The following is a 26,154-nucleotide window of genomic DNA, read 5'->3' on the forward strand; positions in this document are numbered from 1 at the left end:
CCATAGGCGGGCCTTTGATGTTTCAGCGAAGCTGCGCTTTCGTCAGATGAAGCTGACGTCGGCGGCTTCCGGACCCTTGCGGCCGGTGCGGATCGAGAAGCGCACGCGCTGCCCGTCCATCGGCGGCTGCAAGCCGCTGCGGCCGAGCGAGGACACGTGCAGGAACACGTCCGGGCCGCCCTTGTCCGGCGCGATGAAGCCGAAGCCGCGATCCGAGTTGAAGAACTTCACGGCGCCATCATAGGGGCCTTCGACCGGGCCGCTGTCGCGATCCTGGAAGCCGCCGCCACGCGGGCCGCGATCGCCGCCGCCGAAGCCGCCGCGATCGTTATAGCCGCCGCGGTCGCCACCGTAGCCGCCGCGATCCCGGTCGCCATAGCCGCCACCGCCGAAATCATCGCGCGGAGGACGGGGCGAGAAGGCGCGGGGAGCCGGCGCGGTCTGCGTCGCCGTGGAGGCGTCGATCTCATGGATCGCGACGACCTGAAGGCCGCGGCGACCTTCACCGAGATCGGCGACGATGGTGGCGCCGGGCAGCAGGTCTTGCTGGTCCAGCGGGCCGATGGCCGAGACATGTAGGAAGACATCGCCCGAACCATCGGAGGGCGATGCGAAACCGAACCCCTTCTCGGGGTCGAACCACTTGACCTTGGCTTCGATGTTTTCGTGCGTGACGAAGGGCTGGGCAGCGGGAGGCTTGCGACGATCGAACATGGATCTTCAAATATGAGTGACCGGGAGCACGCAACTTAGCTCATGCCGGGCGCGCCGTCATCGGGGTCACTGCGAAATTATTGCACGTCGTATGACGCGGTTACAGCGGTTTTCCACCCCCGTCCCCAAGGTCGGTAATTGGCTCTCGTTATGCTTCTGTTGCATGTGTCGGCCCAGTTCTGGACGGATTCTTCGGGCAAGCCGGCGAAAATGCCGCAGGTAGCGCTCTTGCCATCGGGGGCTGCCGGTACGATGTGACATGCGAGTTAGGGAAGACACGCCTCCTGGTCGGTAAGCGCGACACATGCGCTGCTCAGGAGATGACAATTGGTTCGTTCGCGACAATCCGGCAGGAAGGCCGGCGATGGCGTGATCCGGCGGCTATGGCCGACGGAGCGCGATCTTTTCAGAGAGCATCTGCTCAGGCTCGACCCCGTCACGCGCCAGCAACGCTTCGGCACGGCGGTGAATGACGCGTTCCTCGAGAACTATGCCAGGACGACCTTCGGCGTCGGCGGCCTGGTCTATGCCTATGTCGTCGAGGGTGTGGTGCGCGGCGCGGCCGAGTTGCGCGGTCTCGACGAGATCATCGCGCTGACCGGTGAGGCTGCCTTCAGCGTCGAGACGCCGTGGCGGCGTCGCGGCGTCGGTGGGCAGTTGTTCGGGCGGCTGATCACGGCGGCGCGCAATCGCGGAGTCCGGACGCTCTACCTGACCTGCCTGCCGGAAAATCTGGCGATGCGCCGGCTTGCGGCGAAGTTCGAGGCCGATCTCGTCGGCGGCTATGCCGATGTCGAGGGCGTGATCGCGACTGGAGCACCGACGCCCTTCACGATCCTCGACGAGGCGCTCGACAATGCGAAGGGCTTCGCGACGATGGCGCTGTCGATCCAGAAGAGCTTCTGGCCGAGCACATTGCTCGCGCGGACCTTCGGTGTCTGAGGGACAGATCTGCGGCGGAGGCGACGATCCAATGATCGTCGTGCTCGCCCTCGTGGCGAGCATCCACGTCTTGAACAGCGACCTTCATCGATGAAGGCGCGGATGGTCGGGACAAGCCCGACCATGACGTGATTGGTTTGGTGATTACCGGTTCAGCGACAGCGAGGCGCCGGATTTGGTGACGGCGCCGTCGAGCGCGCCGGAGCCGGAGCTGCGCAGCCGGGCGGCGACCGCGCCGCCCTGCTGGTAGAGATAGACCTCGCCATCCCGGAAATCCCAGGCCGAGATCTTCTGAAGATCCTTGTTGGCGCAGCCGGACGAGGAGGCACGGTAGAGATCGAGCGTCGGCGTGCTCGACAATTGCACGCGGCAGGAGCCGCCCGTCGCCTCGCGGGCCGTCCAGCCGCCGACCATGCTGTTGCGGCTGGCGGATGGGCGCGGCGCCGCCGTCGGGCTCTGGCCGAGGCCGGCGACCTGATTGTCGCTGCCGCGCAGGCCCGGATCCTGCGTCGGCTGGCCGGTCGGGGGCAGGGGCTGGCCTTGCGGCGCGCCGCCGGCATTGGGGTCGAAGAACGGGTCCTGGGGCGCAGGCAAGGCTCCGCCACCCTGCGGACCGCCTGCAACGGGGTAGCCGCCTGGCTGGGGCGTCGCGGGATAGCCACCCGGCGGCGGCAGCGGCTCCGACGTGATCGGAGCAGAGCTCACCGGCGGAGCCGAGGGCAGCACGGGCTGGCTGTAGGAGGGCGGATTCATCACCGGCCCGGTGAAGCGCTGCGAGCCGGCGCAGGCCGTCAGCGCCAGCAAGGGGAGCAGGGCGGCCGCGCGGGTCAGGGTGGCGGTCGATGCGATCTTGATCGTCGTCATGCGGCGCGGGTTCCGATCTCGGTCAGCCGAACGTTGCGTCATTATCAGGAAACGCGATGAACGCGGCATGAGCATGGTCTAGCGCAGGCCTGCCACATTGCGAACCCTTGATGTCGACCCGGGTTCCTGCGCGCCGGGCCGGAACTTTACGAAAATGGCCCGCCCCGGGAGGTGCAGGCCATTTTCAGTGTGTTGCCGGGAGAACAGCGGCTCGCGCGAATCAGCCCGCCTTGCGCTTGTTCTGGCGGTTCTCGACGAGATCGTCGACGACGGCGGGATCGGCCAGCGTCGAGGTATCGCCGAGCGCGCCGTACTCGTCCTCGGCGATCTTGCGCAGGATGCGGCGCATGATCTTGCCGGAGCGGGTCTTGGGCAGGCCGGGCGCGAACTGGATCAGGTCGGGTGAGGCGATCGGGCCGATCTCCTTGCGGACATAGGCGACGAGGTCCTTGCGCAACGTGTCGGTCGGCGCCTCGCCCGCCATCAGCGTGACATAGGCGTAGATGCCCTGGCCCTTGATGTCGTGGGGATAGCCGACGACCGCGGCCTCCGAGACCGACGGATGCGCAACCAGCGCCGATTCGACCTCGGCCGTGCCCATGCGGTGGCCGGAGACGTTGATGACGTCGTCGACGCGGCCGGTGATCCAGTAATAGCCGTCGGCATCGCGCCGGCAGCCGTCGCCGGTGAAGTACTTGTTCGGGTAGGTCGCGAAATAGGTTTCCTCGAAGCGCTTGTGGTCGCCATAGACCGTGCGCATCTGGCCGGGCCAGCTCTCGGCGATGACGAGATTGCCCTCGCAGGCGCCTTCCAGGACCTTGCCCTCGGGATCGACGATCTCCGGCTTGATGCCGAAGAACGGCCGCGTCGCCGAGCCTGGCTTGAGCTGGGTGGCGCCAGGCAGCGGCGAGATCAGGATGCCGCCGGTCTCGGTCTGCCACCAGGTGTCGACGATCGGGCAGCGGCGCTCGCCGACGACGCGGTGATACCACTCCCAGGCTTCCGGATTGATCGGCTCGCCGACCGAGCCGAGCAGGCGCAGCGACTTGCGCTTGGTCTTCTTCACCGGCTCCTCGCCGGCGCCCATCAGCGAGCGGATCGCGGTGGGCGCGGTGTAGAAGGTGTTGACCTTGTGCTTGTCGATGACCTCCCAGAAGCGCGAGATCGTCGGATAGGTCGGGATGCCCTCGAACATCAGCGTGGTCGCGCCGTTCGCGAGCGGTCCGTAGAGGATGTAGCTGTGGCCGGTCACCCAGCCCACGTCGGCGGTGCACCAGTAGATGTCGCCGTCATGGTAGTCGAAGACGTATTGGTGGGTGATCGCGGTGTAGACGAGATAGCCGGCGGTGGTGTGCAGCACGCCCTTCGGCTTGCCGGTCGAGCCCGAGGTATAGAGCAGGAAGAGCGGGTCCTCCGCCTTCATCTCGACCGCCGGGCAGTGACCGGAGACCTTGGCGGCCTCGTCATGGTACCAGCGGTCGCGGCCTTCCTTCATCGTGATGTTGCCGCCGGTGCGCTTGACGACGATGACGGTCTCGATGCCGCCCTTCACCTTGTCGTCGGCAGTGTCGACGTTCTTCTTGAGCGGGACGGCCCGGCCCCCGCGCAGGCCTTCATCGGCGGTGATCACGATCTTCGAATCGGAATCTTCGATGCGGCTCGCCAGCGAATCCGGCGAGAAGCCGCCGAACACCACCGAATGGACGGCACCGATGCGGGCGCAGGCGAGCATCGCATAGGCCGCCTCGGGGATCATCGGCAGGTAGATGGTGACGCGGTCGCCCTTCTTGACGCCGTTGGCCTTGAGGACGTTCGCGAACTTGCAGACTTCGGTATAGAGCTGGCCGTAGGTGATCTTCTTCGACTCGCTCGGATCGTCGCCTTCCCAGATGATCGCCGTCTGCTTGGCGCGGGTCGCGAGATGCCGGTCGATGCAATTATGGGCGACGTTGGTGGTGCCGTCCTCATACCATTTGATCGAGACCTTGCCCGGCTTGTAGCTGGCGTTCCTGACCTTGGTGTAGGGCTTGAACCAGTCGATGCGCTGGCCCTGCTCGCCCCAGAACTTGTCGGGGTCCTTGATCGAGGCCGCGTACATCTTCTTGTACTTGGCGTCGGTCGCCCAGGCCTTCTTCGACCAGGAGGTCGGGACGTCGTAGATGATCTCGGACATTCGGGCGTCTCCCCAGACTTGGGCGGTCTGTGTTGCGCTGGTCCGCCTCATGGTCAGGCGCGGCGGACGTCGCTTCTTCGATTTCGACGCATCATAGGATGCGAACGCGCCGCGGCAAGCCATTGTGCATCGCACTTTCGTGGCAGGGGCAGGCCGCGAATGCATGAAAGCGGGCCGAAAAGCCTTCCAACCGTCTTATCCGATGGTCGAATCGACTTTTGGGCCCGCTTTTTGCCGCTGATTATTATTCAGAGCCCGCCCATCTTGCAGACGATGTCCCATTCCGCGTCCGTTACCGGCTGGACCGAGAGGCGGAAGGAGGTGACCAGCGCCATCTTGGCGAGCTTCGGCTCGGCCTTGACCGCCACGAGCGTCACCGGCTTCGGCAGCGGCTTCACCGCCTTGAAGTCGACCAGGACCCAGGGCTCGCCGGGAATCCAGTTATAGGCTTCCTTGATGACCTCGACGATGCCGACGACCTCGAGCCCCTCGTTGGAATGGTAGAAGAAGACTTGGTCGCCCTGCTTCATCGCCATCAGGTTGAGCTTGGCGGTGTGGTTCTTCACGCCGTCCCAATGCGTGCCCTTGGCGCCGGCCTTGACCTGGTCGTCCCAGGACCAGACGGATGGTTCGGATTTGATCAGCCAGTGAGCCATCAGGCCTCGTCCTCCTTGAGCGGCACCGGCGGCTGCGAGGCCGCCTCGCCCTGTTCGTTCCAGAACCGCACCATCTCGCGGGTCAGCGCGGCGTAATCCTTGGGGTCGAGCTCGACGCGGACCTCGCCTTCGCCGAAGGGCAGGATCAGCACGAAGCGGTGCGTGCCTTCGGCCTTGCGTCGACGGTGCTGGATCACCGGGCCCGCGATCCGGCCGGCCAGCGGCACGGGCTCGCTCTCGGCGACGAGCTCGGAACCTGTCGTCTTCTTGACCTCGGCGATGCCGCGCGCGACGCGCTTCGTCAGGTCGGACCAGTCTCCCGCCATGCTCTCCTCCGTCATTCCGCCCGGATCGGCCGCGCCAGCAAGGCAGCGACGGCCTCGCGCACGCCGACATCGCCGGCGATGATCGCGGCCACGGCCGAGGCGATCGGGGTCTCGACCTGTTTCGCCCGCGCCATCTCGACCAGCGCCGGGGCGGTGAAGGCGCCCTCGGCCAATTTACCGCCGGCCGCTTCCACCGGGCTCTTGCCCTGGCCCAGGGCCAATCCATAAGAAAAATTGCGCGATTGCGGCGAGGCACAGCTCAGCACGACGTCACCGAGACCGGACAGGCCCATCAGCGTTTCCGGATCGGCGCCATAGGCCTCGCCGAAGCGGCGCAGTTCGGCGAAACCGCGCGCCACCAGAGCGGCGCGGGCGCTCTCGCCATAGCCCAGTCCGATCGTGATGCCGGCCGCGATCGCGAGCACGTTCTTGGCCGCGCCGCCGATCTCGACGCCGCGAATGTCGGCGGAATGGTAGATGCGGAAGGCGGGCGAACTTAGCGCTTCGGCCAGCGCCTGCGCCAGATCGGAATCGCCGGCCGCGAGCGTCACGGCCGTCGGCAGCCCGCGCCCGATATCGGCGGCGAAGCTCGGGCCGGAGAGGATCGCTGCGGTGGCGCCCGGCCAGGCCTGCTCGATGATTTCGGTCGCGAACCGGCCACTCGCCTGCTCGATGCCCTTGGCTGCGGAGATCACCGGTACGCGCGGCGGCAGGGCTTCCGCCAGATGCTCGCAGGCCGACCGCAAGGCCTGCGTCGGCACCGCGACGATCAGGGCGTCGCAATCGGCAAGGGCTGCGAGCAGGTCGGTCGCGTGGATGCTCTCGGGCAGGGCGATGCCGGGCAGGCGCGGCGCCTGCCGTGTTCGCTCGATGGCCTCGATGGTCACGCCATCGCGAGCCCAGAGCCGGACATCGTGACCGGCACGGGCGGCGGCGAGCGCCAGCGCGGTGCCGTAGGCGCCGGCGCCGACCACGCCGATGCTGCGATAGCGAGCGCGAGAGCTCATGCGGCGGTCGACGGAGTGGCCGAGAGTTCGTCCAGCGGCCAGCGCGGACGGGCGACCGCGGCCATGTCGTCGACGAGGCCGAGCCGCAGCCGTTCCAACCCCGCCCAGGCGATCATCGCACCATTGTCGCCGCAGAGCGCCAAGGGTGGGGCGACCATCGGCAGGCCGGCTTCGGTCGCAAGACGATTGAGCCCGCTGCGGATCGCCTGGTTGGCGGCGACGCCGCCGGCGACGACCAGCGTCGAAGGCGTGATGCCGGCTTCGCGGCAGGCGCGCAGGCCGGCGCGGGTGCGGTCGACCATCACGTCGACGACGGCCGCCTGGAAGGAGGCGCAGAGATCGGCGACGTCATTGTCGGAGAGCGGCGCGATCCGCTCGGCGACGAGCCGCACGGCGGTCTTCAGGCCGGAGAGCGAGAAATCCGGGCTCGGCCGGCCCTGCATCGGGCGCGGGAAATCGAAGCGCTCGGGATCGCCCTTGGCGGCCTCGCGCTCGACCGAGGGACCGCCGGGATAGGGCAGGGCGAGCATCTTGGCGATCTTGTCGAAGGCCTCGCCGACGGCGTCGTCGATCGTGCCGCCGAGCTTGAGATAATCACCGACGCCGCGCACGGCCAGCAACTGGGTATGCCCGCCGGAAACCAGCAGCAGCAGATAGGGGAAGGCGAGATCGTCGGTGAGGCGGGCCGTCAGCGCATGCGCTTCGAGATGGTTGATCGCGATGAAGGGTTTGCCGGTCGCGAGCGCGATCGCCTTGCCGGCGGTCAAGCCAACCATGACGCCGCCGACGAGGCCGGGGCCGGCCGCCGCCGCGACGGCGTCGATCTCATCCGGCTTCAATTCGGCATTGGCGAAGGCGCGTGCGATGACGCGGTCGATCGCCTCGACATGGGCGCGCGCCGCGATTTCCGGCACCACGCCGCCATAGGCTGCATGTGCGGCGATCTGGCTCAGCACCTCGTTCGACAGGATCTTGCTCTCGCCGGAACGCTCGACGGAGACGATCGCGGCTGCCGTTTCGTCGCAGGTCGTCTCTATCCCCAGTACACGCATGATCGGTCGACTTGTCTCGCGGAATGAGGGATCAGGATCCAGAAGTGCCGTCCGGCGGTTCCGTGCCGGCAATTCCTTCGTATAGTGCGCGAGGGGGCGCAAGGCCAAGAGGCCCGTCACAAGAGGCGGTTCTGCGGTCAGGGCGACGAGACGAGGAAAAGGAGACGGCATGGGCAGGATCATTGTTCCGCCTCAATGCGGCATGATCGCAAATTGCTGCACGGTTCGCGGATCGTCCTGCGGGCGCCGCCGGTTTTGTCAGGAGCTGTGAATGCGCGTCTTCGTCTTTCGTCCCCGCCCCGATGCCGAACGGACCGCCCGCGCCATCGCCGAACACGGCTTCGAGCCGGTCGTCACGCCGCTCTTCGAGGTCGTCCGCCTGACCGATGCCGCGCCCGAGGGGGCGTTCGATGCGATCGTGCTGACCAGCGGCAATGGCGTGCCGGCGCTGGCGGATGGATCGATCGCCTGGCGGGACCTGCCGGTCTTCACCGTTGGAAGCCGTACGGCCGCGAAGGTGCGCGAGGCCGGGCTGGACGATACCCGTAGCGCCGATGGCGACCGCAACGACCTGATCGAGCTGATTCGGCGGACGCTGCCGGTGCCGGCGAAGCTCCTGATGATCGTCGGGCGCGACCGCAAGGAGGACGTGCCGGACCGTTTGCGCGAGGCCGGCTACGAGGTGACGCTCTGGACCGCCTATGCGGCCGAGCCCGTCTCCGTCCTGCCTGAGGATATGCAAGCCGCGCTGCGGCATGGCGGCGGAGGCGCGGCGCTGCATTATTCGGCGCGCGGCGCGCGGACCTTCATTGCGCTGGCCCAGGCGGCCGGCGTTGCCGACGAGGCGCTCGAACTCACCCATGTCACGCTGTCGGCCGATGTCGCCTCGCCCCTGATTTCGGCCGGTGCCAGTACGGTGCTGGTCGCGGAGCATCCGGAGGAAGCCGGGATGCTGGCGGCGCTGGAGCAGGTCTCGGCGCGCGAGCATCTGATCGATGCCGCCCGGCCGGAGCCGCGCGGCAGCCTGCAGCGCACGCCGCCGACCGTCGATCTCAAGGTGGTCTCGTCGTCGGACGAACCGACCGAGGCGGCGGAGCCCGCGAAGCCGTCGCCGGAAGCGGTGGCGCCGACCGAAGCGCTGCCGCAGGAATTCGCGCCGCCGCCGGTCGAGCCGACGCGTGCGCCTGCCGAACGCGAGGCGCCGGCGCGCACGCCCTGGCTCGCTGTGATCGCGGCCGGGCTCGTCGGTGGCGTGATCGGCGGGGCACTCGTCAGCTATGCGCTGACCAAGCCTGCGCCATCGGGGAATGTCGAGGCCATCGCCGAGCTGCGCAACCGGCTGGAGGCCACGCAAGCGAGTGCGGTAGCAGCCGACCGCAAGGCGGCCTCTGCGACGGAAGCGGCGGCCAAGGCCGGTTCCGAACTCCAGGCAGTGACGGCGAAGCTCGCTTCGCTCGGCAATGTGCAGGCCCCGGATACCAGCGCTTTCACCGCTCAGGCCCAAAGGGCCGAAGCGGCGGCTGCGGCCGTCGGCCAGCGCCTCGACCAGATCGCGGGGCGGCTCGGCAGCGTCGAGACGCAGGCCAAGGCGGCCTCGGGCGCAAGCCCGGAAGCAATGGCCGCGGCGCGGATCGTGCTGGCCGAACGGGTACAGCGCGCGCTCGCCGGCGGGCGCCCCTTCGCCGGCGATATCGCGGCGTTGACAAAAAGCGGTGTGGCGCAGGCGGATGTCGCCGCCCTGGCAGCTGTTTCTTCAGGCGGTGCGCCGACGCGCGATGCGCTGCAGGCGGGCTTCCGCAAGCATGGCGCGATGTTCCAGCGCGAGGTGATGCCGGCCTCCGATAGCTGGACCGACAAGCTGCTCGCCCTGGCGAGCCGCGTCGTCACGGTCCGCCCGGTCGGCGACAGCGGCTCGACCGATCCCGCGACGCTGCCGCTCCGGCTGGAAAGCGCCATCGCTACCGGCGACATCGTCAAGGCTTCGGCGCTGTGGGGCCAGTTGCCGGAGCCGGCGCGCCGTGCCAGTGCGGAATTCGGTGCCGATCTGCAGAAGCGTGCCGCGGCGGATGCGGCGATTGCCAAAATCGCGCAGGATGCGGTCGCGGCGCTCGGCGCGGCTGGTTGACGGAGGGTTGAGGAGTCCATGGTTCGCGTTCTCGTCTACCTCGCCGTCTTCGCCTGTCTTGCCTTCGGCGCCGTCTGGCTCGCCGACCGGCCGGGAGAGGTTTCCGTCCTCTGGCAGGGCTACCGGATCGAGACCAGCGTCGCGCTGGCCGCGATCGGCGTCGTCGCGCTCGCCTTTCTCGTCCTGCTGGTCTGGGCGATTTTTCGTTTCGTCTTCGGTTTGCCTTCGGCCTTCAGTCTTTCTTCGCGGTCGCGGCGCCGGGCACGCGGCTTTGAGGCCGTGTCGCGCGGCATGGTCGCGATCGGCGCGGGCGATCCGATCGCCGCCGGGCGCTATACCGGCGAGGCGCGCCGTTTCGTTCCGGGCGAGCCGCTGACTCTGCTGCTGGAGGCGCAGACCGCCCAGTTGAGCGGCGACCGGGCGCAGGCCGAAGCCGCCTTCAAGGCGATGCTGGAGAAATCCGAGACGCGGGTCCTGGGCCTGCGCGGACTCTTCGTCGAGGCGAAGCGGCGCGGTGACGTCACCGCCGCGCGCGCCTTCGCCGATGATGCGGTGCGCCGCTCGCCCTCCCTGGCCTGGGCCAACGACGCGCTGCTGGATTTTCACACGCAGGCCGGCGACTGGCAGGCGGCCCGCACCGCCGTCGAGCGCCGCGCTGCGCTGAGGCTCGCCGACAAGGCAGAGGCACGCCGCCAGCGCGCTGTGCTGCTGGCGGCCGAGGCCTTGCAGGCGCGTGAGCACGAGCCCGAGAAGGCGCTCGCCGCGGCGCTCGAAGCGGTCAAGCTGTCACCGGCGCTGACGCCGGCCGCTGCCCTGGCCGGGCGGATGCTCGCCGAGCGCGGCGATGTCCGCAAGGCCTCGAAGCTGCTGGAGGCTGCCTGGAAGGATGCGCCGCATCCCGACATCGCTGCCGCCTATCTCGATGCGCGGCCGGGAGACAGTGCGCTCGACCGCCTTGCCCGGGCGACGACACTGACGAAGCTGCGTCCCTCCGATCCTGAAAGCGTGCTGGCACTGACCGGCGCCGCGATCCAGGCGCGCGAGTTTCAGAAGGCGCGCGAGACGCTGAAGCCCTTGCTGGCAGGCGGTGCCTCGGTGCGCGCCTGCCTGCTGATGGCCGAGCTTGAGGATGCCGAGCATGGCGCGGCCGGCCGGGTGCGCGAATGGCTGGCGCGGGCGACGCGGGCGCCGCGCGATGCCGCCTGGGTGGCGGACGGGCTGGTCTCCGACCACTGGATGCCGGTTTCGCCGATCACCGGCCGGCTCGACGCCTTTGTCTGGACGGTCCCGCCGGCGACGCTCGGCAGCCAGGCGCAAGCCGTCGACGACGTGCTGGCCGATCTCGACGATTCGACCAAGCTGATCGAGGTGAAGGCCGAGAGCGTCACGACGATCGAGCCTGCGGCCGTTTCACCGCCTCCTCCGCCTGCTCCGCCCGTGCCGAAGGAAGAGCCCAAGCCGGAGCCGGTCGCCGCTGCTGTGCCACCGGTTCCGAAAGAGGAGCCGAAGCCGGTCGTGGAACCGAAGCCGGCCGAGCCTGTGGCAAGCGCTGCCAAGCCGGTTGAGGCCAAGCCCGTCGAGGCCAAACCGGCCGAGGTCAAGCCAGCGGCTGAGCGTGAGGCGGCATCGCCCACGCCGGTCATCTTCCCGGTTTCGCATGCGCCGGACGATCCGGGGCCGGAGGAAGAACCGCCGCCGGAACCGAAGAAGAGCGGCTTCAGGCTGTTCGGTTGAACGCCATCGCCGCTTGACCCCTCCACGGGTCATCCCGGGCGACCGGAGGGAGACCCGGGATCCATTCCGGAACACTGATCTGAAAGGCTCCGGAATGGATCCCGGATCTTCGCTTCGCTCCGTCCGGGATGACGGCATTGGTTGGATCACAGGTTGCGAAAAAGGCGTGCGGCCGGTGGCCATGCACCTTATAGCGGCGCGATGACATCCATTCTCGACCCGAATGCCGCCGTCACTCTGACGGTCGGCCCCGAACAGGCCGGCCAGCGTCTGGACAAGGCCCTCACCTTGCTCGCCGGCGAGATTTCGCGCGCCCGCCTGCAGCAGGTCATCAAGGAGGGCGGGGTCAGCCTCAACGGCGCCGTCTTCAGCGATGGCAGCCGCAAGGTGGTCGAGGGCGACACCATCGCGCTCGTGATGCCGGCGGCGAAGCCGGCCGATCCGATCGGGCAGGATATCCCGCTCGACGTCGTCTACGAGGACGAGCACCTGATCGTCATCGACAAGCCGGCGGGGCTCGTCGTCCATCCTGCCGGCGGGCATGAGGATGGCACGCTGGTCAATGCGCTGATCGCGCATTGCGGCGAGAGCCTCTCGGGCATCGGCGGGGTCAGGCGGCCGGGCATCGTGCATCGGCTCGACAAGGACACCAGCGGCCTGCTCGTCGTCGCCAAGAACGACCGGGCGCATCAGAAACTCGCCAAGCAGTTCGCCGACCATGGCCGCACCGGCCCGCTCCAGCGCGCCTATCTCGCCATCGCCTGGGGCGTGCCGCGCCTGCGCGAGGGCACGATCGACGCGCCGATCGAGCGCTCGACCCGCAACCGCGAGAAGATGACCGTGGTGAAGGAGGGGCGCGGGCGCGAGGCGATCACCCATATCGAACTGCTCGAACGCTATCCGCCCCTGCTGAAGGGGCTCAACGAGATGGAAGCCTTGGCCAGCCTGATCGAATGCCGGCTCGAGACGGGGCGCACCCACCAGATTCGCGTGCATATGAGCCATATCGGCCATCCGCTGCTGGGCGACCAGCTCTACGGCTCGGGCTTCGCCACCAAGGCGGTCCGCTTGCCGGAGGATGCGCAAGCCGCGCTGGCCGGGCTCGGCCGGCAGGCGCTGCATGCGGCGATCCTCGGATTCGAGCATCCGGCGAGCGGCGAAGAGATGCTGTTCGAGTCCGAGCCGCCCGAGGATTTTGCGAATCTGCAAGCGGCACTCGCGAGGCTGTGAGCGAATCCGGCGGTTTTGCCACCTTTCCGCCAGAGTGAGTTCGCATATACTGGGGTTGTTCGGATGCGGATGGCCAAGGGGGCGCCGCAAGCGAGCGTTCCGACCGAACCGATGACAGGTTCCCGCGTTGGATCGTTTTGCCGGATCCGAAGCCTGCGCGAAGGTTGATCGCGCGGAGGGCCTGCCGCCAAGCGGGGGCCTCGATGAGGAGAACGAGCATGGCGAGTGCTTCGCTGCCCGTCCTGTCCGCCGAAGGCGGACTGTCACGTTATCTCGATGAAATCCGCAAGTTCCCGATGCTGGAACCGAGCCAGGAATACATGCTGGCCAAGCGCTGGCGCGAGCATGGCGACCGCGATGCGGCGCACCAGCTCGTCACGTCTCACCTGCGCCTCGTCGCCAAGATCGCCATGGGCTATCGCGGCTACGGCCTGCCGATCGGCGAAGTCGTCTCGGAAGGCAATGTCGGCCTGATGCAGGCGGTGAAGCGCTTCGAGCCCGAAAAGGGTTTTCGCCTCGCCACCTATGCGATGTGGTGGATCAAGGCCTCGATCCAGGAATATATCCTGCGCTCGTGGTCGCTGGTGAAGATGGGCACCACCGCCAATCAGAAGAAGCTGTTCTTCAATCTGCGCAAGGCCAAGAGCAAGATCTCGGCGCTGGGCGAGGGCGACCTGCGCCCCGACCAGGTCAAGCAGATCGCGACCAAGCTCGGCGTCAACGAGCAGGACGTGGTCGACATGAACCGCCGCCTCGGCGGTGACGCGTCGCTCAACACGCCGCTGCGCGAGGATGGCGAGGGCGAGTGGCAGGACTGGCTGGTCGACGATTCGGAAAGCCAGGAGCGCCGCCTCGCCGATTCCGAGGAGGCGGATAACCGCCACTCGGCTTTGCGCGAGGCGCTGGAGGTGCTCAATCCGCGCGAGCGCCGCATCTTCGAGGCGCGCCGCCTGGCCGAGGACCCGATCACGCTGGAGCAGCTCTCCGAGGAGTTCGGCGTGTCGCGCGAGCGCGTGCGCCAGATCGAGGTCCGTGCCTTCGAGAAGGTGCAGGAGGCCGTGAAGAAGGCGATCACCCGCATCGAGGCGCCGCGCGCGGCGCTGCCGGCGGCCTGACCGGTTTCGCTAGCGAGAGTTTGAAGGGGCGCCGCGAGGCGCCCCTTTTTTGTCAGTACAGCGGCGGCAGCGGCTGGAGGGGCAGGCGGAAGGGGCCGATGAAGACCCGGCCTTCGCGCAGCGAGACCGGAGGCAGGGTGGTCAGGCCCGGCGCCGTGGCAGTGTTGCCGCCGCGCCCGCCAAGGAAGCCACCGAGGCCGCCGAGCAGGTTGCCGATACGAAAGCCGCCGATCTGCTCGATCCCGGCCGCCGCCAACTGGAGGTCGCCGGCGACGCGGTGCAACGGATCGAGCAGCAACTGCCCGCTGCCGTCGACGCGGGCCTTGCCCTTGGTCGAGACCAGGCGGGTCAAATCGAACATCCCGTTGGCGGCGCGCCAGCTCTCGAGCGCATCGGGGTTGAAGCCCTTGCGGAAGCTCTCGGCCTGGGTGAGCGTCGCCTGCAGGTCGATCTCGCCGGCTTCCGTGTTGCCGAGCAGGGCATCGATCGGCGGCAGGATCGTGCCCTTGGCGTTGATGGCGATGTCGACGGCCTGATCGGTTGCGGGCCGGGTCGGGTTGCGGCGCAGATGCGCTTCGAGCGTGGCGGCGCCCCAGTTCTCGGCAGTGAGGCCGGGTGTCGTCAGCACGCCGCGCGGCTCGCTGGCGACGAGCGCGAAGCGCTCCGGGCTGCGCCAGGCAAAGCTGGCATCGAGGCTCTTCCAGGTCAGGTCGAGCGCGCGGCCTTCCGGCAGGAGCGCCTTCGCCGGGCTCGACACTTCGAGGATCACGAGGCCGGGCGAATAGATCTGGCCGACTGCGACGGTCGGCCCCGTCTCGACGCGCACCGCATCGCCCCAGCGGGTCGAGGTCAGGGTCAGCGCGTTGCAGCGCAATTCGATGCGGAAGGGGAAGCCGCCGATGCTGCGGTCGGCACAGGTCCAGGTGCGGCCGCGCTCGGCCTCGCGCGCCAGCGCGACGTCGATCTCGGTCGCGATGCGGCCACGCGCATAGAACCAGAAGGCGGACCAGGCGGCGGCGAGGACGACGAGCAGCATGAAAGGCCCGTAGAGCCAGAAGCGGCTGCGGCGGCGCGTCGGGAGGGGATCGGTCATGCGGCAGGCATTCCTTGCGCGGAGGCGGGCGGATCGCTAGATCGCCCGGACGGCTTTGCCGGGCGGTCTATCACGTTGGCGTGGCACCGGATTTGCTCGAAAAGCGGATGACGCTCTTCGGCCCGATGGTTTAGCTCGCCGGACGGGAAGGCGCCAGAGCAAGCGACCCGACCGAAACGGCAAGCTCAGCAAGCAGGCCGACGCGGCCAAATTATGGGACGAGGATGACGACCGAATTCGGCGCGACCGATCTCTGGGTCTTCGGTTACGGCTCGCTGATCTGGCGGCCGGGCTTCGCTTTCGAGGAGAGCGTGCAGGCCCGCCTCCACGGTTATCACCGCTCGCTTTGCGTGTTCTCGCATGTGCATCGCGGCACGCCGGAGCGGCCGGGGCTGGTGCTGGGGCTCGATCGCGGCGGGGTCTGCCGCGGTCTCGCCTTCCGCGTCGCGGCTGGGCAGGCGCAGGAGACCGTGGACTATCTCCGGGCGCGCGAGCAGGCGACGGCGGTCTATCTCGAGCGCCACGTCCAGCTCAAACTGGAGGATGGCCGGCAGGTGCGCGGGATCGTCTATGTCGCCGACCGCAAGCACCTGCAATATGCCGGCAAGCTGCCGCCGGCGCAGTTGCTCAAGCTCGTTCGCGAGGGCAGGGGCCAGTCCGGCGAGAACCCCGACTACGTGCTGCAGACGCATGAGCATCTGCGCAAGATGGGCATTTTCGATCCGGTCCTGGCCGGATTGGCCCAGCAATTGGCGCCTGGGCTCGGCGCACCGCATCCGCCGCTGGCGGGTTGAGGAACGTTCGTCGAAAAGGTTTGCGCCGTCATTGCGAGGAGCGAAGCGACGAAGCAATCTAGGGGGATGGGGCTGACGCGTTAGAACCCAGTCCCCCTGGATTGCTTCGCTGCGCTCGCAATGACGATTCCGGCGGCTTGGTCCGGGAGGCTTCAGCCTTCCGGGTTCGCTTCCGGCATCAGGTCGAGCAGGGCGGCACGGCGGCTCATCCCGTCCTCGGCGAGCAGGTGGACATGAATCTCGCAGGCGCCGGCGGCCATGATCGAACGCTGCCAGCGGCCGAGCGCGGCTTCGATGCCGAAGGGGCCGGAGTCGCGGGCGGCGATGACACGTCGATCGCTGGAGACCGCGAGCAGGACCGCATCGGTGAAGCCCAGCGCATGCGTGTCGTCGACGGCGAAGACCGAGGCGACATAGCGGCGGCCAGAGCGGCCGCGCCAGGCGGTGAAGCGTCGTTCGCTCAGCGCAGCGGTGCTGCGCAGGGGCATTTCGCGGGCGGCAGGCGCCTCGTCGAACAGATCGGGTGTGTCGCGATAGGCGAGAGCGGCCATGTCCGTTCCTCCTGTGATAGGAACAAAATGGGAACGACATGGGGATGAGTCAAGCGCTGCCGGAAGCGAAACCGCGTTTCGGCCTGCGGGATGCTGTCAGGGAGTGTCAGGAGTTGGCGAGCGGGTCCATCCCGCGCGCCGCAAGCTCGGCGCGGCCTTGGGCGAGGAGCCGGTCGCTCGCCGTCTCGACGCGTTCCTGCAGGGTGCGCTGGAAGGTCGCCTTGTCGAGCCCCGGTTCGATCGGCGGCAGGATCTCGATGCGGACGGTGCCGGGGCGGCGCAGGAACTTGCGGCGGGGCCAGTAGAGACCGGTGTTCAGAGCGACCGGCACGCAGGGCACGCCGAGCTCGCCATAGAGATGGGCGACGCCGAATTTGTAGTCCGGCGGGGCACCGGGCGCCCGGCGGGTGCCTTCCGGAAAGATCAGCAGCTGACGGCCGTTCTGGCCGAGTTCGATCCTGGCGCGGCGCGTGACGTCGGACAGGGCGCGGGCCCGCGCTCCGCGGTTGACCGGGATCATCCGCATCTTCGTCAGGGCCCAGCCGAAGACCGGGATCCAGGTCAGTTCGCGCTTGAGGATGAAGACCGGATTGCGGAAGACCGTGACCAGCGCGAAGGTCTCCAGGAAGGACTGGTGCTTGGCGCCGACCATCAGGCCGCCCTGCGGAACGTTCTCGATGCCGGTGATCTCGCAGCGCGTGCCGGCGACGACGCGCATCAGCCACAGAGCCGAGTGGGCCCAGCCGATCGCAACCGCCAGAATCGCGCGCTTCGGCAGAAGCAGGGCAGGCAGGACACCAAGGATCAGCCAGAGGGTGAGATTGGCATAGAACAGGATGTTGAAGGCGAGGGAGCGCAGGACGAGCATGCTGCGCAATGAGCCCGAGACGCGCTTCCGGTCAAGCTCTGGCTATCGGTTCGGCCTCAACCTTCGTGGCGATGTTGCTCCAGAAGGCGGGAGCGCTTCTCGGCGGCAGGGCCGAGCGTATCGGCGGGCTTCGGCGAAACCGGCTTGCGGCCGCCGATGATCACCGAGAGACGCGAGGTCTCCGGATCGCTTTCGACAAGGCTGCGCAGGCGCGCGACGAGGTATTTCGCATATTCCGGCGCGAGCATCCTGACGACCGACCAGCGGTTCCACCAGCCGGAGGTGTCGACATGCTCGGTCACGACCGGGTGGGCAACGAGCTGGACGCCCGGCATCGCATGGGCGAATTCGACGAGGGTGCGCGGCATGTGATAATTCGAGGTCACCACGAGCAGCGAGCGGAAGCCGTGGCGGCGGACCCAGCGCCGGGCCTCGATGGCGTTGCCGATGGTATTGCGGGCGCGATAGTCGAGGTCGACGCAGCAGGAGAGCAGGTCGCGCGAGGCGGGGTTCAGTTTGGCGAGCTCCTCACGGCCGGTTTTCTCGTTGACGCCGCTGATCAACAGGCGCTCCCCGCGCTCGGCGCCGAGCAGGCCGATGGCATCGCCGATGCGCTGAGCGCCGCCGGTGACCACGACGATCGCATCGGTGCGTGGTGTGCTTGCCGGCTCACGCGCATCGATCATCGCGGCGAAGCGGATATAGCCGATGCCCAAGAGCAGGGCGCCGACGCAGGCGATGGCAGCCGCCGTCAACCCGAGAACGCGGCGGAGCGAGGTCGATCGCGCGGGCATGTCCCTCCGGGGCGCGGAATCGGAAGGCGCCATCGCGAGATGGTCGTTTGTGCTGCCGATCATGGCCATGACGTCGCCGTCCTAGCGCGCCAATCGGGCATAACAGCGGCAGGCCCCTGTCCGGTCTTGCCGCATGCGTTAAGACCTGGTTGCCACGATGAAGCCAGCGGGATGCTCATGCCAGCATCCTCAGGTGGCGGCGCACGGTGAAGCGCGAGACCAGCCCGGCGATCACCGCGACGACCAGGGCGACGAGGATGACCGCTCCGTAACCGGTCCAGCCGATCTCGAAGGCGCCGAACAGGGCCTGCAGCTGCTCCGCTTCCGGCGTGGCACTCCAGCGCGAGGCGATGAAGCCGAGCACGCCGATCGTGACGATGGCGGCGAGGCCGCCGAAGAGTCCGCCCCTGAGGCCAAGCCGGATGAAGCGGCTCTGGAATTCCCGCGCGATGAAATCATCATTGGCCCCGACGAAATGCAGGACCTCGACGCTGTCGCGGCTGCCGGCCATGGCGCCGCGCGTGGCGAAGGCGACGGCCAGCGCCGCCGCCGTCAGGACGAGCAGGACGATCGCGAAGCCCGTGGCGATGATGGTTCCGGCCATGGCAGAGAGGCGCCTGACCCAGAGCCGGTGGTCGTCCAGCGTCGCGGTCGGTACCTCGCGGCGCAGCTCCGCGCCGAAGCCGCCGAGATCGGAGGCGGCATCGGCCTTCAGCTTCAGCACGATGAGACGCGGGACCGGCAACTCGACGAGATCGAGCCCGGTGCCGAGCCAGGGTTCGAGCAGCTTGTCCGATTCGGCCTTCGGCACGGCGCGGACGCTTTCGACCTCCTTCAGCCCGCTCGCCAGCATGACGGCGCGCGCCACGTCGTCGTCGATCTTGCGGTGCGAATCGGGGCGGACCTGGATGGTCATCTCGTTGGAGATGGCGCCGCGCCACTGGTCGGAAGCGCGCGCGGCGAGGACGGCGGCGCCGGCGCTCAGCGCGGCCAGGAAGGTGAGGATGGCGATCACGGCCATCAGCGCGCGGCCGGCGACATTGTCGATCGGGACGAGCGGCTGGTCCCGCCGGAGATTGGCAGGCAGGCCGCGCGGTCGCCGTCCGGGCTCCCGGTCGCTGGCTTCAGGCGTCGACATGGAGGTGTCCATCGGCCAGCACGAGGCGCGGCGCGTCGTAGATTTCCATCAGGTTGAGATCGTGGGTCGCGATGATGACGGCGGTGCCCAGCGACTGGAGCTCCATGAACAGCCGCAGCAGGCGCCGGCCGAGACCGGGATCGACATTGCCCGTCGGCTCGTCGGCGAGCAGGAGTTCGGGCCGGCTGATCAGGGCGCGCGCGATGGCGGCGCGCTGCTTCTCGCCGCCTGAGAGAACAGGCGGGACGGCATGCATGCGCTCGCCTAGGCCGACCCAGCGCAGCAACTCGACGACCTCGGCGCGATAGCTCGCTTCCTCCTTGCCGAGGACGCGCAGCGGCAGCGCGACGTTCTCGTAGACGGTCAGGTGGTCGAGCAGGCGGAAATCCTGGAAGACCACGCCCATGCGGCGGCGGAAGGCGGTGAGCGTGTCCGGATCGAGCCGCGAGACGTCCTGGCCGAACAGGTTGACCAGCCCGCGCGTCGGCTTCAGCGCCATCAGGATGAGGCGCATCAGTGTCGTCTTGCCGGCGCCGGAGGGGCCGGTCAGATACTGGAACGAGCGCGGCTCGATGCTGAAGTTGATGTCCTTCAGCACCTCCGGGCCCATGCCGTAACGCAGGCCGACATTCTCGAACCGAACCAAACGGTCTTCCTCGCTGAACCTGTCTTTTGCGAATCCGCATCCGATCCTACACCGCAAGCCGTCGCGCGCGGAAAGGTCGTGATGCGGACAGATTGCCCCAGAGATTCTTCACGGGGCGTTAACCATGAATCCCGCCAACTGAATTGCGCGCAACGGCTGCCGTCATGCGGCGCCCTTGAAGGAGTAGGCTCGCACCCATGCTGATCGTCTGCCCATCCTGCGCGAGCCAGTATGAACTCGACGCGGCCAAACTGGGGCCGGAAGGGCGCAAGGTGCGCTGCGCCGGCTGCAGGACCTCGTGGCATGTCGAGCCCGGTGCCTTCCCGGAGCCTCCCAGCGAGGCCGAGACCCAGGCTCTGCTCGCCGAGGAGCTGGAGCGTGCCGCCGCGATCGATGCCGAAATCACAGCCCTCGCCGCCGAGGCTGGCGGGGAGCATGGCTCGGAGCATCCCTCTTCCGTAGAGGAGTTGCCGGTCGCAGCGCCGATGCGCCGGGCCAGGTCCTCCGGCAAGCCGCGCAGGATATCGGGCCCTTTCCTGCGTCGCGGGGGAGCCGGGCTGCCGGCTGCCGCGGCGCTCGCGGGGCTGGCCCTGCTCGGTACCGTGGTCTGGCAGCGCCAGGCCGCGGTCCGCGTCGCGCCGCAGCTTGCGGGCCTGTTCGAGACGATCGGGATGCCCGTCAACGTCCGGGGCCTCAGCCTCAGCTCCATCGAAAGCGGCCTCGTCGAGGACGGGCAGAACCGCTTTCTCGTGGTCGAGGGCGATGTCACCAATATCACCAGGAGCAAGACGGCGGTGCCGCTGATCGAGGTTGCGGTCAAGGATGCCGGCGGCGCGACGCTCTACACCTGGACGACCGAACCGCCGCGCGCGAATCTGGAGCCGGCCGAACTCATCCGCTTCCGGGCGCGGCTGGCCTCGCCGCCTGAGCAGGGACAGTCGGTCAGGGTGCGCTTCACCTCGGCTGCAACTATGGCCAATCTCGCCAGCAAGCCCTGAGGCTGCTAGGACAGGGCCTGTCGACCAGGCCGGCCCAGCAGCCGGAGGTGTCCACACATCATCGCCTCATCAGGCCTTCGGCGCATCGGCGTCATGCGAGGCCGGTTGCGGCCGGATATCGAAACGGAGTCATCATGCCGGAACGGCGTATCAGGGTTCTCTACGACGAAGCGGCGATCGCGCGGCGCAACGAGGAAATGGCCGAGGCCATCGCAGCCAGCGCGCCGAAGGATCTGCTCGTCGTCGCCGTCCTGAAGGGCAGCTTCATGTTCGCCGCCGACCTGATCCGGGCGATGCATCGCGTCGGGCTCTCGCCCCAGGTCGAGTTCATTCACCTGTCGAGCTATCTCTCGGGAACCGTTTCCTCCGGCCAGGTCGAGATCCTGCGCGACGTCCAGAGCGAAGTGCGCGACCGCGACGTGCTCTTGGTCGACGACATCCTCGAATCCGGCCGGACGCTGGCCTTCGCCAAGGACCTGCTGGCGGCGCGCGGCGCCGCGAAGGTGTCGACCGCGGTGCTGCTGGAGAAGCCGCACAAGCGGGCGGTCAACATCCAGGCGGATTATGTCGGCTTCGAATGCCCGGATTATTTCGTGGTCGGCTATGGCATGGACGTCGCCCATTCCTATCGGCAGCTGCCCTTCGTCGGCGTGGTCGAGACCGAGGACCAGGCCGGGTTTCCGGGGATCTGAGGAGTCTTCATGTCGCGTATTCTGGTCGTCGACGACGAGGAGCCGCTGCGCATGCTTGTCGCACGCGGCCTTGGTCTCGATGGACATAGCTGCCTGACGGCGTCGGACGGAGCCGAGGCGCTCGATATCCTTGTTGCCGAGCAGGGCCGTTTCGACCTGCTCCTGACCGATATCCGCATGCCCCTGATGGACGGCATCGCACTGGCGCTCGCGGCCAAGCAGCAGTTTCCGGACCTGACGATCATGCTGATGACCGGCTATGCCGAGCAGCGCGAGCGGGCGAAAAGCCTGGAATCGATCGTCGCCGAGGTGATGGCCAAGCCCTTCACCATCGCGGAACTGCGCGCGACCGTGCTGAAGGTGATCGAAGGCTCGATCGGCTAGCGGTTGAGCCACCAGATCGAGGCGTTGAGCAGCGTCGCGAAAGCGACCCAGGCCAGATAGGGCCAGAGCAGGTTGGAGGCCAAGCGGTCGAGCGGACGGAATGCTGCGATCGCCGCCACGATCAGGACGAGCAACGGCAGGATGACGGCCAAGCCGGCCACAGGGCTGTTGGCGCCGAAGAAGGCGAAGGACCAGCCGATATTGAACAGAAGCTGCAGGTGATAGACCAGCAGCGCGCGCCGGCGCCCGGGCGTGCCGACCGGCAGGCGCAGGATGCGGAATGCGGCCAGCGCCATCAGCGCATAGAGCGCTGTCCAGACCGGCGCGAAAATCCAGTTCGGCGGGTTGAAAGGCGGTTTGACGAGGCCGGCATACCAGGTCGGGATTTGCGGCACGGTCGCGGCGCTGCCGGCGATCGACGCCGCCACCACCGGGAGGATCGCGATGGCGAGCGCCGCCCAGAGAGGCGGGCGATGATCGGTCGAGGTCTGGGGCAGCGTCGTCATGATTTGATGATGGGGCGCTGCCGGACGCCTCGCAAGGCGGTGTGCCTGTTTCAGACATGCGGTCTGCACCAGCGGACATTCCCGCTTCTCATGGAACTTTTCCGGGGCAGGGCGTAAGGAGCGTCCGCTCGCTCAGTCTGGCTGCGGAGATGACGCCCTCACAGCCAGATCTCTTTCGCCTTTGCGAGGTAGCGCGCGCGCTCCGCCAGTCCGTTGCGCCCGCCATTGATCAGCTTCGTCACGCGCTCGCTATCGTCGGCATCGGCAGCCACGTTGATGGCGCGCTCGGTCCAATAGGCGAAGGCGACGCACAGCGAAGTCTCGGGCTCCTTCGCCCGCTCGGGCTCGGCCTCCAGGTCGATGCCGAGCAACTGACCGAGGTGGCGGTAATTCGCCCGGCCGGTGAGCTGGAAAATGCCGCGGCCGTGGTAGCGGATGCCGTCGCCGGCCTGCGTGTTGCCGAGGTCGCGTCGGCCTTCGTTGCGGATGAAATAGGCGGGCCCGCCATATTCCTCGAGCGTGCGGAAGCCGTCAGTTTCGTGCGCTGCCTGCGCCAGAAAATGGCAGATGCGCAATCGCGTCGTAAGCGCGTGGTCAGCGGCCAGGTCATCGAAGCGCTCGGAAATGCCGGCAACGATCGCCGTATTGGCGGGAGGCGCGAGGCGCAGCAGGCGTTCGCGGGTTACGGCCAGGCTTGGCTCGGCCGTGTGGTCCAGACCGATCCAGGTTCCGATTGCGCGCATCGACATGAAAATGCCCTCCCGATGAGGAGGGCATCATCGCCGCTGTCACGAAGCCGGGGATAAGATTGCCGGCGCGAAAAGCTCAGCCGCTGACGGCGGTGTATTCGGTCTCAATCGAGGAGGCGTGGACCTCGTGGTCGAAGCCGTAGATATGGATCGAGATCGCCTCGCCCGGTCCGAAATTGCGCATGCGGTGGATGTTCGGGCCCGAGGGCAGCATGCAGGCGACATAGCCCGGCTGGCGCTCCTGCTCCTCGGTCTGGACGGCGCGGTTGGTGTCGATGGCGCGATACCAGGTCTCGGTGACCGTGCCGGAGACGACGCCGAAGCAGCAGGAGCAATGGTGGTCGTGGATCGAGGTCGCCGAGCCTTCGCCCCAGACGATCGCCCAGACGCTGACGGCGTCGTTGCCCGCGAGCAGGTTGCGGCTGTAGCAGCCGGGCTTGCGCTCCAGCGGCAGGCGCTGGACCAGGTCGGGCATGGCGACGAGCTCCTGCAGCACCTCGCGGGCAGCGCTCAGGTAGTCGCGCGTCAGCGTGCCGGCATCGGTCCGCAGATTGCGCAACACGGCGCCGCGCCGCTCTTCACTGAGAAAACCCTGCATGCCATTCCCTTTCGATCAGTGTGGGAATGATACGGGACAGGCGGGGGCAGAGGTTTGCGGAGATGGAGAATATTTATCCCCGATTGGAAAATAATGCCCAGTATGGAATTATATGTGGAAATTTCTCTCGGCTTCACCTCCTTGGAAGGAAGTTGATTCCGGATTCTCCGAGGTATCATGGCCAAGCTCGACGCGTTCGATCTGCGCATCCTGGCGCGATTGCAGGAGGATGCGAGCCTGCCGCTGGCTGAACTCGCGGAGGCGGTGGGGCTCTCATCCTCGCCCTGCTGGCGGCGGGTGCAGAAGCTGGAGGAGGGCGGCTATATCAAGCGCCGCGTCGCCCTGCTCGACCGCGACAAGCTCAAGGCCGGCGTCACCGTCTTCATCGCTGTCCGGACGGCGCGGCATTCGATGGAATGGCTGGAGCGCTTCCATGCCGCCGTGCAGGACCTTCCGGAGATCGTCGACTTCTACCGGATGAGCGGCGAGATCGACTACCTGCTCAAGGCCTGCGTCTCGGACATCGCCGCCTATGATGCGCTCTACAAGAAGCTGATCTCGCGCATCGACCTCAGCGACGTGACCTCGATGTTCGCGATGGAGGAACTGAAATCGACCTCGGCGATCCCGCTGGGATTCGTGGGGGAGGGATAAAGGCGCGTCATGCTCGGGCTTGACCCGAGCATCTCGGAAACCAGTGTTCTCTCGTCACGAGATTCTCGGGTCGAAGCTATGCTTCGCCCGAGAATGACGCTTGGGGCTCAACCTTAGGCCTTCGTGACCTTCTGGTAGTCCTTCACGTCCGAGAAGGTGATGTCGGGCGCGCGCTCGGCATCGTATTTCAGCGTGAACTGGCTGGACGCCATGAAGACCGGGTCGCCGTCGAGATCGTCGGCCATCGACGATGGCTTGAGACCGACGAATTTCTCCAGCGCCGCCTTGTCGTCGGCGGAGACCCAGCGGGCGATCGCGAACTGGCAGGGTTCGAAATCGACGGGAAGCGAGTATTCGACGTCCATGCGCTCCTTGAGCACGTCGAGCTGGAGGGCGCCGACGACACCGACGATGGCGGGCGCGCCGTCATGCGGCAGGAAGAGCTGGACGACGCCTTCCTCGGCCATCTGCTGCAGGGCCTCGCGCAGCTTCTTGGCCTTCATCGCGTCCTTCAGCTTGACGCGGCGCAGGATTTCCGGGGCGAAGCTCGGCACGCCCTTGAAGACGATGTCCTCGCCTTCGGTCAGCGTGTCGCCGATGCGTAGCGTCCCGTGGTTCGGCAGGCCGACGATGTCGCCGGCGAAGGCTTCCTCAGCGATCGAACGGTCGCGGGCGAAGAAGAATTGCGGCGCGTTGAGCGGCATCGGTTTGCCGGTGCGGACGAGCTTGGCCTTCATGCCGCGGGAGAGCTTGCCCGAGCAGATGCGCATGAAGGCGATGCGGTCGCGGTGGTTCGGGTCCATGTTCGCCTGGATCTTGAAGACGAAGCCGGTCATCTTCGGCTCGTCCGCCTCGATCAGGCGCTTGTCGGAAGGTTGCGCGCGCGGGCTCGGGGCATAGGCACCGAGTGCGTCGATCAGGTCGCGCACGCCGTAGTCGCGGAGCGCCGCGCCGAAATAGAGCGGCGTCAGATGGCCCTCGCGGAAAGCCTGAAGGTCGAAGGGCTTCAGGCCTTCGGCGGCGAGGAAGACCTCCTCGCGCCAGGTCTCGGCGGCGCCATGCGGCAGCAATTCGTCGAAAAGTGGGTCGTCCCAGCCGGAGACCTGGCGGTCCTCGGCGCGCTCGTCGCCCTTCTGATTGCGGCGGAAGGTATTGGCCTTGAGGTCGTAGGTGCCGGTGAATTCGCGGCCGCGACCGACCGGCCAGGTCATCGGCGCGACGTCGAGCGCCAGCGTCGTCTCGATCTCGTTGATCAGGTCGAAGGGATCGCGCGTCTCGCGATCGACCTTGTTGATGAAGGTGACGATCGGGATGTCGCGGAGACGGCAGACCTCGAACAGCTTCTTGGTGCGATCCTCGATGCCCTTGGCGGCGTCGATCACCATGACGGCGGCGTCGACCGCGGTCAGGGTGCGGTAGGTGTCTTCCGAGAAGTCCTCGTGGCCCGGCGTGTCCAACAGGTTGAAGACGTGCCCGCCATATTCGAAGGTCATCACCGAGGTGACGACCGAGATGCCGCGCTGACGCTCGATCTTCATCCAGTCCGAGGAGGTCTGGCGGCGGCCCTGCTTGGCGCGCACCTCGCCGGCGAGCTGAATGGCGCCGCCGAAATAGAGCAGCTTCTCGGTCAGCGTCGTCTTGCCCGCGTCCGGGTGCGAGATGATGGCGAAGGTGCGCCGGCGCGCATGCGGCGCGGCGGAGGCCGCGGACGCTTCAATTGTCGAAAGATCGGTCATGGCGCGCATGAAGAC

General features: G+C 67.5%; 27 protein-coding genes. 10 read left to right on the forward strand and 17 right to left on the reverse strand.

Annotation, left to right across the window (positions count from 1 at the left end; genetic code table 11):
• Positions 1-42: 42 nt before the first annotated feature.
• Positions 43-714: a cold-shock protein gene (locus BLQ70_RS26130; RefSeq protein WP_061970559.1), complete on the reverse strand. Its 672-nt coding sequence runs from the start codon at positions 712-714 to the stop codon at positions 43-45.
• A 327-nt stretch (positions 715-1,041) separates the two neighbouring features.
• Here BLQ70_RS26130 and BLQ70_RS09700 point away from each other — a divergent pair, with 327 nt between their 5' ends.
• Complete coding sequence (locus BLQ70_RS09700) at positions 1,042-1,656, forward strand: GNAT family N-acetyltransferase (RefSeq protein ID WP_091856808.1); 615 nt, start codon at positions 1,042-1,044, stop codon at positions 1,654-1,656.
• A 144-nt stretch (positions 1,657-1,800) separates the two neighbouring features.
• Here BLQ70_RS09700 and BLQ70_RS09705 read toward each other — a convergent pair whose 3' ends face one another.
• The 6 genes from BLQ70_RS09705 to tsaD all read right to left on the reverse strand — a co-directional run bounded on the left by BLQ70_RS09705 (position 1,801) and on the right by tsaD (position 7,734).
• Positions 1,801-2,520, reverse strand: a complete 720-nt coding sequence (locus BLQ70_RS09705) for an AprI/Inh family metalloprotease inhibitor (RefSeq protein ID WP_244511972.1) — start codon at positions 2,518-2,520, stop codon at positions 1,801-1,803.
• A 220-nt stretch (positions 2,521-2,740) separates the two neighbouring features.
• On the reverse strand, positions 2,741-4,693 hold the full coding sequence (gene acs, locus BLQ70_RS09710; RefSeq protein ID WP_061970564.1) for an acetate--CoA ligase: 1,953 nt from the start codon (positions 4,691-4,693) through the stop codon (positions 2,741-2,743).
• 248 nt (positions 4,694-4,941) lie between these two features.
• Positions 4,942-5,349, reverse strand: coding sequence for an EVE domain-containing protein (locus tag BLQ70_RS09715; RefSeq protein ID WP_061970566.1), 408 nt, complete (start codon positions 5,347-5,349; stop codon positions 4,942-4,944).
• The gene (locus BLQ70_RS09720) at positions 5,349-5,690 is read right to left on the reverse strand and encodes a hypothetical protein (protein ID WP_091856809.1); all 342 of its coding nucleotides are present in this window, start codon (positions 5,688-5,690) and stop codon (positions 5,349-5,351) included. Before BLQ70_RS09720 ends, BLQ70_RS09715 begins: the two co-directional genes overlap by 1 nt.
• Positions 5,687-6,682, reverse strand: a complete 996-nt coding sequence (locus BLQ70_RS09725) for an NAD(P)H-dependent glycerol-3-phosphate dehydrogenase (RefSeq protein ID WP_091856810.1) — start codon at positions 6,680-6,682, stop codon at positions 5,687-5,689. Before BLQ70_RS09725 ends, BLQ70_RS09720 begins: the two co-directional genes overlap by 4 nt.
• Positions 6,679-7,734: a tRNA (adenosine(37)-N6)-threonylcarbamoyltransferase complex transferase subunit TsaD gene (tsaD, locus tag BLQ70_RS09730; RefSeq protein WP_091856811.1), complete on the reverse strand. Its 1,056-nt coding sequence runs from the start codon at positions 7,732-7,734 to the stop codon at positions 6,679-6,681. The genes BLQ70_RS09725 and tsaD overlap by 4 nt, the downstream gene beginning before the upstream one ends.
• Before the next feature lie 271 nt (positions 7,735-8,005).
• On the opposite strand from tsaD, the gene BLQ70_RS09735 reads away from it, so the two are divergent.
• From BLQ70_RS09735 to rpoH, 4 genes are all read left to right on the forward strand, one after another.
• Positions 8,006-9,859, forward strand: coding sequence for a uroporphyrinogen-III synthase (locus BLQ70_RS09735; RefSeq protein ID WP_091856812.1), 1,854 nt, complete (start codon positions 8,006-8,008; stop codon positions 9,857-9,859).
• Between the two features lie 18 nt (positions 9,860-9,877).
• A complete protein-coding gene (locus BLQ70_RS09740; RefSeq protein ID WP_091856813.1) occupies positions 9,878-11,593 on the forward strand; it encodes a heme biosynthesis protein HemY in 1,716 nt (571 codons plus the stop codon).
• 201 nt (positions 11,594-11,794) lie between these two features.
• Positions 11,795-12,823 (forward strand): RluA family pseudouridine synthase, encoded by a 1,029-nt coding sequence (locus BLQ70_RS09745; RefSeq protein ID WP_091856814.1) that lies wholly within the window; start codon positions 11,795-11,797, stop codon positions 12,821-12,823.
• A 218-nt stretch (positions 12,824-13,041) separates the two neighbouring features.
• Complete coding sequence (rpoH, locus tag BLQ70_RS09750; RefSeq protein WP_061970578.1) at positions 13,042-13,938, forward strand: RNA polymerase sigma factor RpoH; 897 nt, start codon at positions 13,042-13,044, stop codon at positions 13,936-13,938.
• A 52-nt stretch (positions 13,939-13,990) separates the two neighbouring features.
• On the opposite strand, the gene BLQ70_RS09755 is transcribed toward rpoH, so the two are convergent.
• Positions 13,991-15,031, reverse strand: a complete 1,041-nt coding sequence (locus BLQ70_RS09755) for a DUF2125 domain-containing protein (RefSeq protein ID WP_091856815.1) — start codon at positions 15,029-15,031, stop codon at positions 13,991-13,993.
• A 224-nt stretch (positions 15,032-15,255) separates the two neighbouring features.
• Between BLQ70_RS09755 and BLQ70_RS09760 the strand changes: the two genes are divergently transcribed.
• A complete protein-coding gene (locus BLQ70_RS09760) occupies positions 15,256-15,825 on the forward strand; it encodes a gamma-glutamylcyclotransferase (protein WP_061970581.1) in 570 nt (189 codons plus the stop codon).
• 152 nt (positions 15,826-15,977) lie between these two features.
• Here the strand turns inward: BLQ70_RS09760 and BLQ70_RS09765 are convergent, their stop codons facing one another.
• The 5 genes from BLQ70_RS09765 to ftsE all read right to left on the reverse strand — a co-directional run bounded on the left by BLQ70_RS09765 (position 15,978) and on the right by ftsE (position 19,786).
• Positions 15,978-16,376 (reverse strand): hypothetical protein, encoded by a 399-nt coding sequence (locus BLQ70_RS09765; protein WP_091856816.1) that lies wholly within the window; start codon positions 16,374-16,376, stop codon positions 15,978-15,980.
• A 106-nt stretch (positions 16,377-16,482) separates the two neighbouring features.
• The gene (locus tag BLQ70_RS09770; protein WP_091856817.1) at positions 16,483-17,244 is read right to left on the reverse strand and encodes a lysophospholipid acyltransferase family protein; all 762 of its coding nucleotides are present in this window, start codon (positions 17,242-17,244) and stop codon (positions 16,483-16,485) included.
• A 56-nt stretch (positions 17,245-17,300) separates the two neighbouring features.
• Positions 17,301-18,038 (reverse strand): YdcF family protein, encoded by a 738-nt coding sequence (locus BLQ70_RS09775; protein WP_091857120.1) that lies wholly within the window; start codon positions 18,036-18,038, stop codon positions 17,301-17,303.
• 175 nt (positions 18,039-18,213) lie between these two features.
• On the reverse strand, positions 18,214-19,176 hold the full coding sequence (locus BLQ70_RS09780) for a cell division protein FtsX (RefSeq protein ID WP_091857121.1): 963 nt from the start codon (positions 19,174-19,176) through the stop codon (positions 18,214-18,216).
• On the reverse strand, positions 19,163-19,786 hold the full coding sequence (ftsE, locus tag BLQ70_RS09785; protein ID WP_082617647.1) for a cell division ATP-binding protein FtsE: 624 nt from the start codon (positions 19,784-19,786) through the stop codon (positions 19,163-19,165). Before ftsE ends, BLQ70_RS09780 begins: the two co-directional genes overlap by 14 nt.
• 233 nt (positions 19,787-20,019) lie before the next feature.
• Between ftsE and BLQ70_RS09790 the strand changes: the two genes are divergently transcribed.
• From BLQ70_RS09790 to BLQ70_RS09800, 3 genes are all read left to right on the forward strand, one after another.
• Positions 20,020-20,820 (forward strand): zinc-ribbon domain-containing protein, encoded by an 801-nt coding sequence (locus BLQ70_RS09790; RefSeq protein ID WP_061970586.1) that lies wholly within the window; start codon positions 20,020-20,022, stop codon positions 20,818-20,820.
• A gap of 134 nt (positions 20,821-20,954) precedes the next feature.
• Complete coding sequence (gene hpt / locus BLQ70_RS09795) at positions 20,955-21,512, forward strand: hypoxanthine phosphoribosyltransferase (RefSeq protein WP_061970588.1); 558 nt, start codon at positions 20,955-20,957, stop codon at positions 21,510-21,512.
• Between the two features lie 9 nt (positions 21,513-21,521).
• Positions 21,522-21,896 carry a response regulator gene (locus tag BLQ70_RS09800; RefSeq protein WP_091856818.1) on the forward strand — a complete coding sequence of 125 codons (375 nt, stop codon included), beginning with the start codon at positions 21,522-21,524 and terminating at the stop codon, positions 21,894-21,896.
• Here the strand turns inward: BLQ70_RS09800 and BLQ70_RS09805 are convergent.
• The 3 genes from BLQ70_RS09805 to BLQ70_RS09815 form a co-directional block, all read right to left on the reverse strand.
• Positions 21,893-22,402 carry a TspO/MBR family protein gene (locus BLQ70_RS09805; RefSeq protein WP_091856819.1) on the reverse strand — a complete coding sequence of 170 codons (510 nt, stop codon included), beginning with the start codon at positions 22,400-22,402 and terminating at the stop codon, positions 21,893-21,895. The two genes, BLQ70_RS09800 and BLQ70_RS09805, sit on opposite strands and share 4 nt — an antisense overlap.
• Positions 22,403-22,560: 158 nt before the next feature.
• Complete coding sequence (locus tag BLQ70_RS09810; protein WP_210184271.1) at positions 22,561-23,151, reverse strand: glycoside hydrolase family 19 protein; 591 nt, start codon at positions 23,149-23,151, stop codon at positions 22,561-22,563.
• A gap of 76 nt (positions 23,152-23,227) precedes the next feature.
• Positions 23,228-23,749 carry a cysteine dioxygenase gene (locus tag BLQ70_RS09815; RefSeq protein WP_091856820.1) on the reverse strand — a complete coding sequence of 174 codons (522 nt, stop codon included), beginning with the start codon at positions 23,747-23,749 and terminating at the stop codon, positions 23,228-23,230.
• 177 nt (positions 23,750-23,926) lie between these two features.
• Between BLQ70_RS09815 and BLQ70_RS09820 the strand changes: the two genes are divergently transcribed.
• Positions 23,927-24,403 carry an Lrp/AsnC family transcriptional regulator gene (locus BLQ70_RS09820; RefSeq protein ID WP_091856821.1) on the forward strand — a complete coding sequence of 159 codons (477 nt, stop codon included), beginning with the start codon at positions 23,927-23,929 and terminating at the stop codon, positions 24,401-24,403.
• 113 nt (positions 24,404-24,516) lie between these two features.
• Here the strand turns inward: BLQ70_RS09820 and BLQ70_RS09825 are convergent, their stop codons facing one another.
• Positions 24,517-26,139, reverse strand: coding sequence for a peptide chain release factor 3 (locus BLQ70_RS09825; protein ID WP_091857123.1), 1,623 nt, complete (start codon positions 26,137-26,139; stop codon positions 24,517-24,519).
• Between the last annotated feature and the right edge of the window lie 15 nt (positions 26,140-26,154).

Source organism: Allobosea robiniae, from assembly GCF_900102525.1.
Lineage (GTDB): Bacteria > Pseudomonadota > Alphaproteobacteria > Rhizobiales > Beijerinckiaceae > Allobosea > Allobosea robiniae.